The sequence below is a fragment of the Azospirillum sp. BE72 genome, from assembly GCF_031455875.1.
Lineage (GTDB): Bacteria > Pseudomonadota > Alphaproteobacteria > Azospirillales > Azospirillaceae > Azospirillum.
Genome location: NZ_JAVDTO010000018.1, coordinates 56,655 through 70,064, shown reverse-complemented (window position 1 = coordinate 70,064; position 13,410 = coordinate 56,655). Strand labels below are relative to the sequence as shown.

Below are 13,410 nucleotides of genomic sequence, written 5' to 3'. Positions count from 1 at the left end.
TGCCGCACATCGGCGATATCATGATTTCGAACTGCTCTGCGGCTTAAACCCTGTCACTTCGAGTATGTGAAGACGTCACCGTCAGGGTTGCGCAGATGAAGCCGGCCGTCGGACAATCGCAGGCTGGCAGTTGCCGCAGGCGGTTCCGCCTCATGCACGGGATCTGGGAGAGCGAACGACACTCGCACTCCCAGCCATCGAGATGGAAAGCGGGAGGGGCGCATCCACGACGCCTCCCTCCCCGTCACTCACTTGCTGTAGTCGTAGAACCCGCGGCCGGTCTTGCGGCCGAGATAGCCGGCGTCGACCATTTCCTTCAGCAGCGGGGCCGGACGGTACTTCGGGTCGTTGAAGCCCTCGTAGAAGACCTCCATCACCGACAGCATGGTGTCCAGACCGATCAGGTCGGCCAGCGCGAGCGGGCCGATCGGGTGGTTGCAGCCGGCCTTCATGCCGGCATCGATGTCCTCGGCGGTGGCGATGCCTTCCTGCAGCGCGAAGATCGCCTCGTTGATCATCGGGCAGAGGATGCGGTTGACGGCGAAGCCCGGGCTGTTCTTGGCGGTGATCGGCGACTTGCCGACGCGCTTGGCGAAGGCCATCGCCTTGGCATGCGTGTCGTCGCTGGTCTGGATGCCGCGGATGATCTCCAGGAGCGCCATCAGCGGCACCGGGTTGAAGAAATGCAGGCCGATGAAGCGGTCGGGACGGTCGGTGGCCGTCGCCAGCTTGGTGATGGAGATCGACGAGGTGTTGGTGGCGACCAGCGCCTCCGGCTTCAGCGTCGCGCAGAGATCCTTCAGGATCTTGACCTTGAGATCCTCGTTCTCGGTCGCCGCCTCGATCACCAGATCGCAAGCGGCCAGCTTCGACTTGTCGGTGGTGGCGGTGATGCGCGCCAGGGCCGCCTCACGGTCGGCCGCCGTCATCTTCTCCTTCTTGACCAGACGGTCCAGGCTGCCGCCGACGGTCGACAGGCCGCGCTGCACCGCTTCCTCGGAGATGTCGGTCATCACCACCGTCAGGCCGGCGACGGCGCAGACCTGGGCGATGCCGTTGCCCATCTGTCCGGCGCCGATGACGCCGATGGTCTCGATTCCCATGCTCTCGGCCATTGTTCCTTGTCCCTATTGGTTGGCGGTTGGGTTGGTTCGCAGGTGCAGCAAGTTCTACACGCTTTTTCGTTGCGCTGCGATGACTTGTCGTATGCGGCAAGGGCGGCTTTCGGCCGGCGCGTCGTCCTGCCGCAGCCCCGTCCCAACCGCCGATCGGCGGAAATCCGCCGATGCCGTGGGGGCGCAGGCGGAAATCCGCCGATCGGGGACTTAGTCCGAACGGCTGGGTCAAGGCTTTTCAACTGTTTGCGCGACTAACTGACAATGGCATGTCCCTTGCTTTTCTCTGAGGCGACCGCGGCGACGCGCCGCGGACCAAGCCCCAGGGGAGAGACTCGATGCTCCGGAAGATCCTGCTTGCCGCCGCCGCCTTCGCCGCCGCCGCACTCGCCATCCAGGCTGCGTCGGCCGCCTATCCGGTCCGACTCGGCAACCTGAAATTCGCCCATTACGGCGCGGTGTCCTACATGAAGGAAAAATGAAAATCGAGAAAAAATCTTGCTAGTCAATGCGGTAGGTTTCGGACTGCGGCGGGTTGTTGCTAAAGTTTTGCTACTTGGTCCGGGCTGGTCCGACAACGATAGCAACACGACGGAGCGGCGTGGATTGCTGTTCCATCGCGACTCGGACGGTGTTCGGGCATGGGCAATTCCGAATTTCCGACATGAAAAGCGCCCCTTCCGGGGCACTCATTGCATCCTCATGGAATTGGGCGTACGGCCCTTCCGTTTGGCTGGTGCCTGAACTCCGGCGCCGCGTCGGCACTCCGGGATTGCCCGGACGACGCCAGATAGGCATCCACGTCGGCTTTGAGATACCGGACAGGTGAACCCTTGCCAGCCATGGGGCGCAGCCGTCGGGGCATGGGGCCTTCTCCCTTCGCGTTCGGCCTCCCGTGGTAGCGTCCAGGAGCGTTACCATCCGCCCTGTTCCTCCGTCGTTGGGCCGGGTCGTTTGCCCTGGTCACGCTCGGCCTGCCGGACCCGGCCCCGAAGCGTCTCCGGAGTGCAGCCGATCTTCGCCGTGATCGAGCTGATCGCCGCCCATTGCGACGCGTGTTCGCCTTCGTGTTCGAACACCATCCGAACCGCGCGCTCGCGCATATCAGGGGCGTATTTGGGGGATGCCTGTTTCGTCATAATGACCCCAGTCTCTCAGAAGATGGGCCTCCGGAGCTCGCCGGATCGCGCCGAATCGGCCAAACCCACGGGGACCAAGCGACACCGAGCGCGATGAGGTGATTTGGGCGCCGATCCGCGGAATTCATCAAGGCCAGCAGCCAGCGGCTGCGACAACAGGCCGGACACATGGATGCATCCTCCTCGGCCAGTCAGCGCGGATTTCCCTCTTGCGCGGGAGGGGCCGTCCACAGATGGTCAGCAATGCCGACGCATCCGGCATCAGCCGGAAAGAACAATTCCTGGACGCGGCCGTCAGGAAACGTGTTGCTTCCATTCTTGCCACAAATTCTCATTTATCGATTTCTCGTTTGAATTCCACCACTCATCCCCCATAAGATTTTTCCCGATCACAGGAAGATATTTCGCAATTCGATCGGGTATCGTGTCCGGCATGGGTGAGTTCATCTCCGCACTCCACCGGATATATTCTGGAGAAATCAACAGTGGTTGGAAAACCGTGCCATCTGCGCTTTGGTCAAATTTGGACAGCGCATCGAGAAGCGATCCAGAGGTTTCATGCTCGTCGAATGGCGAAATGAGCTGTGGGTGGCCAGGATGCTCTTTCGTCATGATCCAGGACAGCTTGATGCGCGGCCAATACCGCGGTTCCACGCGCATCAGGATTTCCACCACCGTCCACAACGAGGGCGGCCGGTAAAGGCCCCTTTGGTAAAGCCAGTCGCAAAGCGTACCGCGCTTTACATGACAGGGCAGCAGCACCACGGAGTCCGCACCCGCGTCCAATACCGCCTGGGTCGAATCGACTGCGTCATCGATCCATTCGGCCGTCGTCAGAAACGGGGCTCCGACAAACAGGTTGGCATAGACCTCGGCACCTGCCGCCCGCGTGCTGTCGATGGCCCGGCGAACATGCCTCGTCAGAAAATTCTTGTGCAGGCACCAATTTCGAACGAAGTCATCCATAGTCTCAATGCCGAGTTCGAGACCGAAGGTCTTACCTTCGAGAAGATCAACGCATTCCTTGACATCGGCGAACCGCACGCGCGCGGGATGACTTTCCGAGATGATGGTCTGCGCCGGTGTCCGTGACAGCAAGCGATATATTTTGCGCCGCACTTCGACCGGTACGTCGCGCGGGTCCAGCACGTCGAAGGAACTGACCCATAACGTGCTGGGCAGCCTTTCGAACGAGGCCAGCGCAAGGGCGACCGCGCCCACCATCTGATCGTCGGTGGGCGGAAGCGGCACCCCGTAATTGCACATGCTGCATGTGCCGATCACGCTCCACGGGCAGCCGTGCGAAGGAAACCAGATCTCGCCGAAATCACTGCCGAGAAGCTGATGCCAAGCCGCCGGAGGCGCAAACGGAACGATGTCCTGGCGAATCCTGCGGTTGACCAATTGGAAGAAGCGGGCCCCGGGCCCCCGTCCGATTGTCATTGCGTGACACCGTATTCAGTTCCGATGATCTGCGGTGAAACGGCGAGGGAGTCCAGCAGCTCATTGCGCATGGAAGGCCATCGAGCCGCGAACAGCTCTTCGCCGATGCGGTCGTATGCCGCCTGGGCACGCTGTATCCGGTCCATTTCTGCAATTGTCTGCAAGTCTTTCCGCCATCTTTCCTTGCACGGGCAATCGAGCCTGACCAGCGACTCGATGTATGCGTAATCGCTGGTTTCAGAAAATCCCTGCAATTGCCGGATAACCATGTTCCGGCACTGCGGGCAGGTGGTCGGTGACTCGATGATGTTGAAAGCCCCGTAATCCGTGAACCATGCGATTTCTCCGCGCGTGGCGACGAGCTCCTCTCCAAGCTGCCGCAATACTTCGATCAGGGACCACAGGGATGGCGGACTGTAAAAGCCATGACCATGCAGCCAAGCCACCTGAGTCCAGCGCTTCACATGGCAGGGAAACAGGCAGAATTCCCTGGCCCCCGTGCCGAGCGCCCAACGGATGCTGGCGACGGCGTCGTCGATGGCCTCCCGTTCATGCAGGAAAGGCGCGCCAATCAGCACATTGGCCACGCCAACGGCATCATGCGCATCCAGCACCTGCATCGCCGCCACGAAGGAGACCGGATCGAGCGCCTTGTTGAGTGCGTATCGGGATACCCAGGGATCAGCCGATTCCAACCCGCAATAGACCTTCAGGCGACGGTCGGGGAGCGCCGCCCGGCAGGCGCGCAGGGCCTCCTCCGTCACCGTTTCGGCACGGGTTTCGAAAGCGATGGCGGGATAGTCCGTCTCTGCGACCGCAGCCAGAATTCCGGCCCGTGCCGCGACCGGCACCTCCCATGGATCGAGGAAGCTACCCGAGGGCGAGATCAGCAGGCAGCTCAATCCGGCTGGAAGTTCGGCCAGTCCCTGCCGCACGCCGTCGACGATGCTTTCGGCATCGACCGGGGGGCCGGAACTATAGTCGCACATGGTGCACCCACCGCGGGCGTCATGCCGGCATCCGCGCGTCTGGAAGAAGAGCGCCGCCTCGTCCTTGCCGAAGCGCTTTCCGGTTCGGATGACAAAGCTCTGGCTCTCCCAAAAGCGCTCGCGTCCCTTCTTCATGCGCCGCCCAAGCTTGGCCATCACATCTGACGCGTTCATCTACCGCTCGTCCTCTATTGATTGGTCCCTCGTTCCCGCAACCGGCTCCAGTAATTGAGGCGGCGGATAATTTCGCGTTCATATCCCCGCTCCACCGGGTGATAGAGCCTGTGACAGGACAGTTCAGGCGGCAGGTGATCCAGTCCGGCGTAGCCATCCGGGAAATCGTGGTCATTGCGATAATCCGGCCCGCCCCAGGGCATGAAGCGCGGCTGAAGGTCCACCGTTCGCTCGGCGAGATCCTTGGCCTCGCCCATCGCTGCGGAAAGGGCGCTCGACTTTGGGGCCGTGCTGAGATAGACGGCGCATTGCGCAAGCGCCAACTCACCGAGCGGTCCCAGGAACTCCGCCGCGTCCTTCGCGGCGATCGCCTGGAGCAACGCATGCGGATCCGCCGTTCCGACATCCTCCATTGCGGTGACAAGCAGGCGCCTGGCGATGACCTCCTGCCGTTCCCCGGCGGCCAGAAGCCGGGCGAGCCAGTAGAGTGCCGCGTCGGGGTCCGAACCACGGATGGCCTTCTGCAGCCCGCTTATCAGAGCGTGGTGCATGCGCCCGTTCTTGTCGAAACCGGGCATGCGGCGGGCAAGCACCTTGCCCAGCTCCGTTGCCGTCCAGGGGCGCTCGGTATGCAGGAGAAGCACATCCTCCACGATGTTCAGCAGGAAACGGCCATCGCCGTCCGCCATGGCGCGGATCATGGACCGTGCGCTCTCCTCCAGCGGCAGCGGCTGCCCGAGCAGCGCCTCGCTTCGGCGCAACAATTCTTCCAAAGCCGCATCGTCGAGCGACCGCATCCGATACACACGACAGCGCGACAGCAAGGCTTGATTGACCTCGTAGGACGGGTTCTCTGTGGTCGCCCCGACCAGCGTGATGGTGCCGTCTTCCACGTATGGCAGGAAGATGTCCTGCTGGCTGCGATTCCATCGGTGGCATTCGTCGACGAAGAGCAGGGTCGGTGTCCCCTCCTCCCGCAGCCGTTCCGCCTCCTTGACCACGCTGCGGAAGGCGGAAACGCCCGCCGTCGCGGCGCTTATCGGCATGTAGGCGTAGCCGCCGGCGCTCGCCAGATGCCGCACGACGGATGTCTTTCCGCTACCCGAAGGCCCCCACAGAATGTGCGAGACCAGATGGCCCGTCTCGGCCATGCGCCGCAGAATGCCGTTCGGCCCGACGAGGTGCGCCTGCCCGAGCACCTCGTCGAGCGCCTTCGGACGCAGCATCTCGGCAAGCGGACGCCGGGGTTCCGTCTTCGGCCCCTCGGTCATCGTGACGCAGGCCGGGAAGCAAGGGTCAGATGCCAATCGGCGGCATCGGTAACATCCGCCGGCGTCTCCGGCCCGGCCGGGGGCACCGGAAGGCTGTGGATCTGCTCGTAGTTGTCAGCGGCATCGGGGACGATGGCGACGACGACCAGGTCGGGATTTCTCGCGGCAATCCGTGCGGCCACGGCCACTGCGGCCCCTGCCGTGATTCCGATGGTGCAGGGTTCGCATTCGGCAACCGCCAGGCAGGTTCGGATCGCAGTTTCATCGTCGACCTTGCTGAACCCGTCGATGCAGCGGCCATAGCGGCGCAGAAGCGGAGAGGGTTCGTGCAGCCCGGCCCCCGCGGACAGGTAATGGCCCGGACGGCCTCCGAAGATGGTCGACCCCTCGGGCTCCACCGCCACCAGCCTGATGCCCGGGCGGTGCGCCTTCAGCGCCCGCCCGATGCCCAGAAGGGTTCCGCCGGTGCCGACGGGCGCCACGACGACATCCACCCGCCCGTCCAGCGCCTGCAGGATTTCCGGTCCGGTCGTCTCCTCGTGCGCCAGCATTCCGGCTTCGTTGGCGTACTGGTTGGGCCACAGCCAGCCGGATCGGCGCCCCAGGCGTTCGGCTTCGGCCATGCGGGCGGACCGATGGTCCGGGTGCCCGCCACGCTCGACGACACGCACCTCCGCTCCGCAGGCCCGCAGCCTGTCGACCTTGCGTTCCACCACCGTCGGATCGACAAGACAGGTCACACCCACCCCGATCTCCGCCGCAAGCGCCGCAAGGGCAAGACCCAGATTTCCCGAGGTCGATTCGACAATCCGGCATCCCGGCTCGATGTCGCCCCTTTGGATCATGTCCGCCAGCAGATAGTAGGCGGTCCTGGCCTTGATACTGCCGGTGGCGTTGGACTGCTCAAGCTTGAGGGCCAGCTGACCCTGCGGGCAGAAGTCGCGCGCCCAGTGCAGAGGGGTTCCACCGATGCCGTAGTCACGCATGTTTCGCAAGCGTCTCATCGGTCGTGCCCTTTCCTATGCGCCGGGCGCGACGTAGCGGAGCAGCAAGCCGCTGGTGTGTGGGCAGGGCGGTTCGGCGGCTTGGTCCGCGAGACGCCGCTCGACCTTCACACGGAAGTCCGGCTCGAAGACAGTCGTGAACCGATCGTGGACTTGCCGGGCCGTTACCTTCCAGGGGCTGACGCCGATGTCGCCGTTGCTGTTGATGGTGAGATTGGGAATGCCCCGAAGGTCCACGTACCGGAATCCCCGAGCCTCCAACTCCGCCCGACGCTCCAGCGCCATCGGGATCCGCCGGGGGCTGAGGCTGAGCTTCAAATTGACCCGGGGATCGGGGCTGTTCGCAGCCAATTCGTCCAGCACCGCTTCGAAGGCGGAATCCTCCAGCATATGCCCCATTTCGCTCGCTCCCCGGCCGACCGCCTGGAATTCGAACAAGCTGATGCTGCCGGCACCGCGCCCGGCGAAGGTTTCAAGCATCTCCCGGAGATGGCCGGCGTTGGCGCGGTGAAGGGTCGTCCGCACCGTGAAGGGAACCTCGTTCGCTTTCAGCCCCTCCATGGTGCGGAACACCGGGGCAAGCTTGGCCGGCCGCAACGCGCTCTGCAACTCGTCGGTATGCCCCTCGATCGAGATGCGCAGTTCGCCCAGCGCGCGCAGTATGTCCGGCCGAACCTTGATCGGTACGGTACCGCTGGTGGTGAGCGTGAGGGCCTTGAGAGCGGCCGGAGGGAGCGCGGCCAGAATGTCATCGATGTCGGGCCGCAGGAACAGTTCGCCGCCTTCGAGGTGAAGGTCGGCGTCGAAGCACCGGCACAGCCACGAAATGATGGAGATGCAGTCATCCGTCGACAGAACCGACCCGGAAGGCTCGCCCGGCTTGAAAGCCTCATAATAGCAGTGCGTGCAACTCAGGTTGCAGGCCGGCGTCAGATACATATGTATACTCAATATCTTCATGCTAGCAACCCTATCATGGCAACGGTTCTTGCGCCACTTCATATGTATTTTGGTGCAATCAGCGGATCGTAATGGCCGTTTTTGCGCTAAACCCTCATGATCGTACATCCTCTGGTTCCACCGAATCCGGGGTTGACCAAAAGGGCGACGTCGCCGTCGCCGAGACGGCCTTCCTTTATTGCCCGCAGATAGTTCACGAAGGAATCGTTCGAGTTCATGTGCCCGGTCTGTGCAATCGGGTCGATGTAGAAGCGCTCCCGCGGCAGCCGCATGATGTCCGCCACCGCGGACCACAGGCCCCTGTTCGGCGTGTGTGGGATGACGAGGCGCACGTCGCCGATGCCGATCCCGGCGGCATCCAGACAGCGCTCGATGCTGCTTCGTATGGCGGCGGGGTTGGATGCCCGGAAGCGGGTGACCGCATCGGGAAGGGAAAGCGCGCCGGAATAGGCCACCACCTGAGTGTCGCTGGTCGATGCGAGGATCCGGTGGCGGGTCGCGTCGCAGGTCAACAAGCCGGCCACGGCGGCATCGCCCATGGCCGAATTGAAAAACAGCCGCTCGTCGGACCGGTTCGGGACATCCGCACCGATGACGAGAACCCCGCTGCCGGGTCGCAGTCCCGACAGCCATGTCCGGGCCGTCTGGACAGCGCCGTGCAGGACGGCGCAGGGCTGGCCGGTAAGAGCCAGGGATGGCAGGCTCTCCCGCCCTATGGCGAGCATGCTGGGGGCGAGGAGGTCCATGCCCGGCGGAACCGGGACCGGCAGCGAGTGGGCCAGGATCACTGCCGCCATACGCTCCCGCAGGTCCGGGCGGTCGGACAGCAGCCGGGCGACGGCCTCGGCGGCGAGGGTGGCCGTCGTCTTCCCGATGGCGACCGGCACCTCCCGCAACCCATTCTCCAAGGTGGCGTCCAGCACGCCGTCGTCCCCGCCTGTTTCCCGGACCAGTTCCGCCACGGATAGCCTGGTCTCCGGGACGACCCCGATCAGATGCTCGAATCCGCAGCGCATGCGCTCTCCTTCAAGGTGCGAAAGACGTCCGTGAGACGGTGCTCCAGTTCGGCGGCGTCATGGAGCGCGGACAGGCTCGCGGCGGCACCGGTCGAGACGGCACCGGTCGAGACGGCGGCACAGCACCGGGCCAGCAGTTCGGACTGCCGGCCGATGAGCGACCGCGCCGTGTCCAGCGCGTCCACTGCCCCCGGAAGTTCGGCCGCGGCACGCTCCAGAAGAGCAAGGGCGCACAGGTTGCGCTGGATGCGGGTGGGCAGCAGGTAGCCCAGACTGCGGCGGGCCGCCGGCCAGGCCGAAATCTCGGCGGAGCGCCCGGCCAGCCGCGCATAGGCGTTGGGTCCGCCCAATGGATCGGCGGCGCTCTCCTCCAGCAGCAGCGCCGCGCGATCCAGTCCGCGCCGGACCGCCCGCCCATCAGGATGGAAGCGGGGGGCCGGATGGCGAGAAGCGGCAGGCAGCAGCCGACGCATGACGAAGGCTCCCCGTCCCTCGACGACATCGTCTCCCCGCCAGGCCTTCACGAGGTCGTCACAGGCGATCCAGGCCATATCCCACCCTTCGCTGTCGCGTATGGCCAGCCGCCCCTCCTCCATTGCCAGCGCCACGACATAGTGGTCGCAGCCCCGGAAGAGTTCCGCATGGAACAGGTGCGGCAGTCCGGACATGTCGAGCGGGCCGAGCACCACCACCCCTTCCGCCAGCCAGCGGCGCAACAGGCCGAGGGGGGCGTCCGCCCCGGCGTCCGGCGGCCATGCCTCCACCTCGTACGGCAGGCCGAGCGTGTCGAGCGCCACGTCCAGACCGCGGTCAGGATCGATCCACGGGGCCAGCAGCCGGTTCACGTCCGTCTCCGCCGTCCGGACGCCGAACGGTACGCCGGTCAGCGCCTCGAACAGGAACAGGCCGTCCCAGGTCGGAGCCGAGCAGAACGCGTCCAGGAGACCGAGCGAATGACACGCCGTCACGGTGCCGCGATAAGGCGGGCTCCGGCCGGGGCCGCGGACCGGCCCGCTCATGGCGTCCTCCCCGCCTGGAGTAACAGCGCGCGGCGGTCGATCTTGCCGTTGAGCGTGCGCGGCAGCTTCCGTAGGAAGTGGATGCTGGCACAGCCGGGAGCGGAGCCCGCCGTTTCCGCGAGGATGTCTGCGGCCTGCTTGCGTATGGCGTCTTCGGCGCCGTCGGTCACAATGAAAGCCTCCGCCGTCTGCTCGGACGCCGCGCCGCGTCCGATCACCACGGCTTCCGCCACCTTGTCGAGGTCGGAGAGACGTTGTTCGATGTCCACCGGCGAAATGACCCCGCCGTCCCGGCGTATGAGCGTCTCGTCCCGGCCGAGGAAATACAGGAACCCCTCGGCATCGCGGCGAAACAGATCGTCCGTATGGAGAACGGTTTGCCCCGATGCCGGACAGGCGCGGAATCGCCGTGCCGTTGCATCGGGGTCGCGCCAGTATCCATCCATCACATGCGGCCCCCGGACCAGCAGTTCCCCGGCATCTGTTCCCAGCCCCGCCCATTCGGGCGCAGATCGCAGGGTGACCTGCGTCCCTGGAAGCGGCAGGCCGACCGAACCCGGCTTGTCGGCGAAACGGCTGGGAGGCATCACCGAGACGCGCTTGCATTCCGTCAGCCCGTACATCGGCATCACCGCCGCCCCGAGTAGCCCGGACAGCCGCGCAGCGTGTCGGCGGGGAAGCATGTCGCCCGTGTTGCTCACGTAGCGCACCGTTCCAACCGTCATGCGCTCCAGCATCCTGGAGCGCAGCAGCGCCGTCGCCAGCGAAGGAACCAGGGGAAAGCCGGTGGCCCGGTGGTGTTGCAGCAGGGATGGAATCGCCAGCGGGTTCACCTGGGTCGACTCGACGATCAGCGAAGCCCCGGCCTCGACGGCGAGGAAGGACTGGTAGAGGCCGTAATCGAAGGAAAAGGGCAGGCAGCAGAAGATCCGGTCGTCCGCCGTCTGCCCAAGCATGCGATTGATCGCCTTGATCGCGAACAGGATCTCGCGGTGACCGCAGACCACTCCGCGGGCACCTCCGGTGGAGCCGGACGTGAAGATGATGCAGGCCGGTCCCGCGGCGGCCGGGCGCGGCACGGCATCGGGGAGCGACATCAGGTCTACCAAGGCGGCCCGCCGCATCGTTTCCGGTGGCGCCACCCCATCCAGCGGCCGTCCGTCGGTAAGGATCATGGCGGGCTCGGCCAGATCGAGGATCCGGCACACCCCTGCCGGCGGTGTCCGCGGATGGATCGGCACCACCGCCGCGCCGGCGCGCAGAATGCCGAACACCGCCAGCAGGAACTCCGTACCGTTTTCCGCATAAAGAACGACCCGGTCGCCCGCCGTGACACCGCGTCCCTGCAACCAGGCTGCGATCCGGTCGGCGGCGCGGTCGGCTTCGGCGTAGGTGGTCGAACGTTCGCCGGTGACGAGAAGAACGGACCGGGGCCGCTCCGCCGCACGCAGGCGGAGCAGGCCGTCGATGCGGTCCGGTGGCGGAACGGTCATCGCGGCAGATCCAGCCGGCATCCCATCGGGCGCCGCTTGCTGCGCATTGCCCCTTCGCGGACCAGTCGCAGCCGCTCCACGAGAACCAGGGGCAAGGCGCTTGCGGCGCTTGCCTCGGCATCGCTCCGGCCTTTCGCAAGGGCCAGCAGCGCCCGGTCGATCCTTTCGAGTGTCAACTGGGCGCGAATGTCCTGGACCTGGGCGTCGTCCTCTTCGGTGAACACCCGCTGGCGACCGATCGGGCCGCCGTTGTGGAGCCAGTAGGCGAGGTCTTCCAGATCCTCCTGTCCAGGCCAGAACCCCGCCGACGGCGGTTGGAGAATGACCTCCTGCCGTGTCCCGGCGACATGCGCCAGCGACACCACCTCGGTCTTGAAGAGGTGGGCAATCGGGCCGAAATGCCAGATCCCGTCCCCAAACGGCAGGAAGAAGCCGGTTTCGATCTCCGTGCGGTTCGACGTGCCGACCACCACGTAGCCACGGTCCTGGTAGGTGGACAGGATCACCGTCCGCAGCGAACATTTCGCCCGGGCCGGGTCGAGCAGGCCGTCCGGCTGGAACGCCTCGTCCGGATCCGCTGCGCTCATCGCCTCGACGAACCCGTGGGGAATGCCCCCGAGATCAACGGTGCGCAGCGGAATCCCCAGATCGTCCGCCGTCTGGCGCGCTTGGCGGACGTGCCGATCCTCCATGCCCTCCTGGAGCACGGTGAACAGCTTTACCCGTGCCGCACCGACAGCCTCCACCGTGAGGCGCGCGACCACGTCGGAGTCGAGACCGCCCGACAGACCGATCACCGCCGACACGCCGTCGAGTTCACGGCGCAGGGCGTTGACGATCCGGACCGACTCCCGGCCGACGTCCTCGGTGTTGAGCAGTGCTTCCATGTTTCCTTACCGCTCCGCTATCGACAATTCGGGAACCACGATCAAAGCTGCCGCCGACATGAATTGCCCGGCTGCGAGGAGCGCCCCCGGCGTTCCGGCGGAAAGCGTCGCACTCAATTCGTGCAAGGAGACCAGCAGGTCGGCGCATCCCAGATCGATGCCGCGCCGCGCCGTCCGTCGCGCCAGACGCGCGGCAGGCATCGCGGTGGACAGCACCATCGGCGGATCCGCCGCTCCCTCCTGCGCCACGGTCCAGCTGATATCGCCGGCCGCCATGCCCGCCCGCTCCAGCGCCTCCCCAAGGACGGCGGCCAGCGCGGCGGCGCGTCCGTCTGCCGGGTGGCGGGTCACGGCGGCGCCAAGCAGGCGGTACCCGCCCGCAGGTGGCGGGAAAGGGCAGACCAGGGCGGCCGCAGCGGCTGAAGCGGCGCGGGATGCCGCGTCCTCCCCGCTTCCGACCGGCCAGTGAAGGCCCGAGAGGACCGTCAGTTCACTCTCGCCGGCGCTCTCGCACAGGCGCAGGAAAATGGCCTGGATCGTCTCGGTGCCGCCCTGCCCATGCAACGCCAGAGGGACGGCACGGTCCAGGCCCGCTTTGGCGAGAAGCTTGTAAGAGGGTGCCGGGCTGCCGATCGAAGGGCTGCTCCGGCAATCGTGAAGCCGCGTCGGCACGGCGCCCGGAGGCGCGTCGAGCAGTGCAAGCCGCACTGCCGCGCCGGCCAGCGTCTCGGCTTCCGGATGGTCCGCGTCCGGGGCCCCGGAAAGACCGGCGAAGACGGGCGGGGCCGTTCCGTGGCGCGCGGCCGCGTTTTCGACATAGAAATCGAACCGCGCGTCACGTCCGCGGCCGCTGTCCGGCGCAAGCATCATGGTCGGTCGGGAGAGCCACAGCGGCATGGA

Annotated in this window: 12 protein-coding genes and 1 pseudogene; 1 reads left to right on the top strand and 12 read right to left on the bottom strand. The window is 65.6% G+C overall.

Annotation, left to right across the window (positions count from 1 at the left end):
* Window positions 1–248 precede the first annotated feature (248 nt).
* Window positions 249–1,115 carry a 3-hydroxybutyryl-CoA dehydrogenase gene (locus J2Y49_RS27915; RefSeq protein WP_014249902.1) on the bottom strand — a complete coding sequence of 289 codons (867 nt, stop codon included), beginning with the start codon at window positions 1,113–1,115 and terminating at the stop codon, window positions 249–251.
* A gap of 338 nt (window positions 1,116–1,453) precedes the next feature.
* Here J2Y49_RS27915 and J2Y49_RS27910 point away from each other — a divergent pair, with 338 nt between their 5' ends.
* Window positions 1,454–1,597 (top strand): hypothetical protein, encoded by a 144-nt coding sequence (locus J2Y49_RS27910; RefSeq protein ID WP_310118659.1) that lies wholly within the window; start codon window positions 1,454–1,456, stop codon window positions 1,595–1,597.
* A gap of 444 nt (window positions 1,598–2,041) precedes the next feature.
* Here the strand turns inward: J2Y49_RS27910 and J2Y49_RS27905 are convergent.
* The 11 genes and pseudogenes from J2Y49_RS27905 to J2Y49_RS27855 form a co-directional block, all read right to left on the bottom strand.
* Window positions 2,042–2,254: pseudogene (locus tag J2Y49_RS27905) on the bottom strand (IS3 family transposase); the annotation flags it as partial.
* Window positions 2,255–2,548: 294 nt separating this feature from the next.
* Window positions 2,549–3,697 carry a hypothetical protein gene (locus J2Y49_RS27900; RefSeq protein WP_310118657.1) on the bottom strand — a complete coding sequence of 383 codons (1,149 nt, stop codon included), beginning with the start codon at window positions 3,695–3,697 and terminating at the stop codon, window positions 2,549–2,551.
* Entirely contained in the window at window positions 3,694–4,860 is a 1,167-nt protein-coding gene (locus J2Y49_RS27895; RefSeq protein ID WP_310118655.1) for a hypothetical protein, read from the bottom strand. Before J2Y49_RS27895 ends, J2Y49_RS27900 begins: the two co-directional genes overlap by 4 nt.
* A gap of 14 nt (window positions 4,861–4,874) precedes the next feature.
* Window positions 4,875–6,131, bottom strand: a complete 1,257-nt coding sequence (locus J2Y49_RS27890) for a replication-associated recombination protein A (protein WP_310118653.1) — start codon at window positions 6,129–6,131, stop codon at window positions 4,875–4,877.
* Entirely contained in the window at window positions 6,128–7,135 is a 1,008-nt protein-coding gene (locus J2Y49_RS27885) for a pyridoxal-phosphate dependent enzyme (protein ID WP_310118651.1), read from the bottom strand. Before J2Y49_RS27885 ends, J2Y49_RS27890 begins: the two co-directional genes overlap by 4 nt.
* A 15-nt stretch (window positions 7,136–7,150) precedes the next feature.
* Window positions 7,151–8,095: a radical SAM protein gene (locus J2Y49_RS27880; protein ID WP_310118648.1), complete on the bottom strand. Its 945-nt coding sequence runs from the start codon at window positions 8,093–8,095 to the stop codon at window positions 7,151–7,153.
* A gap of 86 nt (window positions 8,096–8,181) precedes the next feature.
* Entirely contained in the window at window positions 8,182–9,111 is a 930-nt protein-coding gene (locus J2Y49_RS27875; protein WP_310118646.1) for a 3-oxoacyl-[acyl-carrier-protein] synthase III C-terminal domain-containing protein, read from the bottom strand.
* Entirely contained in the window at window positions 9,087–10,130 is a 1,044-nt protein-coding gene (locus J2Y49_RS27870) for a hypothetical protein (RefSeq protein ID WP_310118644.1), read from the bottom strand. The genes J2Y49_RS27875 and J2Y49_RS27870 overlap by 25 nt, the downstream gene beginning before the upstream one ends.
* Window positions 10,127–11,623, bottom strand: coding sequence for a class I adenylate-forming enzyme family protein (locus tag J2Y49_RS27865; RefSeq protein ID WP_310118642.1), 1,497 nt, complete (start codon window positions 11,621–11,623; stop codon window positions 10,127–10,129). Before J2Y49_RS27865 ends, J2Y49_RS27870 begins: the two co-directional genes overlap by 4 nt.
* Window positions 11,620–12,510 (bottom strand): NAD(+) synthase, encoded by an 891-nt coding sequence (nadE, locus tag J2Y49_RS27860; RefSeq protein WP_310118641.1) that lies wholly within the window; start codon window positions 12,508–12,510, stop codon window positions 11,620–11,622. Before nadE ends, J2Y49_RS27865 begins: the two co-directional genes overlap by 4 nt.
* A 6-nt stretch (window positions 12,511–12,516) precedes the next feature.
* Window positions 12,517–13,407: a hypothetical protein gene (locus J2Y49_RS27855; RefSeq protein ID WP_310118640.1), complete on the bottom strand. Its 891-nt coding sequence runs from the start codon at window positions 13,405–13,407 to the stop codon at window positions 12,517–12,519.
* Window positions 13,408–13,410 lie beyond the last annotated feature (3 nt).

Coding starts and splice junctions, on each gene's coding strand:
- J2Y49_RS27915 (WP_014249902.1), bottom strand. CDS start 1,115: ATGGCCGAGAGCATGGGAATCGAGACCATCGGCGTCATCGGCGCCGGA.
- J2Y49_RS27910 (WP_310118659.1), top strand. CDS start 1,454: ATGCTCCGGAAGATCCTGCTTGCCGCCGCCGCCTTCGCCGCCGCCGCA.
- J2Y49_RS27900 (WP_310118657.1), bottom strand. CDS start 3,697: ATGACAATCGGACGGGGGCCCGGGGCCCGCTTCTTCCAATTGGTCAAC.
- J2Y49_RS27895 (WP_310118655.1), bottom strand. CDS start 4,860: ATGAACGCGTCAGATGTGATGGCCAAGCTTGGGCGGCGCATGAAGAAG.
- J2Y49_RS27890 (WP_310118653.1), bottom strand. CDS start 6,131: ATGACCGAGGGGCCGAAGACGGAACCCCGGCGTCCGCTTGCCGAGATG.
- J2Y49_RS27885 (WP_310118651.1), bottom strand. CDS start 7,135: ATGAGACGCTTGCGAAACATGCGTGACTACGGCATCGGTGGAACCCCT.
- J2Y49_RS27880 (WP_310118648.1), bottom strand. CDS start 8,095: ATGAAGATATTGAGTATACATATGTATCTGACGCCGGCCTGCAACCTG.
- J2Y49_RS27875 (WP_310118646.1), bottom strand. CDS start 9,111: ATGCGCTGCGGATTCGAGCATCTGATCGGGGTCGTCCCGGAGACCAGG.
- J2Y49_RS27870 (WP_310118644.1), bottom strand. CDS start 10,130: ATGAGCGGGCCGGTCCGCGGCCCCGGCCGGAGCCCGCCTTATCGCGGC.
- J2Y49_RS27865 (WP_310118642.1), bottom strand. CDS start 11,623: ATGACCGTTCCGCCACCGGACCGCATCGACGGCCTGCTCCGCCTGCGT.
- nadE (WP_310118641.1), bottom strand. CDS start 12,510: ATGGAAGCACTGCTCAACACCGAGGACGTCGGCCGGGAGTCGGTCCGG.
- J2Y49_RS27855 (WP_310118640.1), bottom strand. CDS start 13,407: ATGCCGCTGTGGCTCTCCCGACCGACCATGATGCTTGCGCCGGACAGC.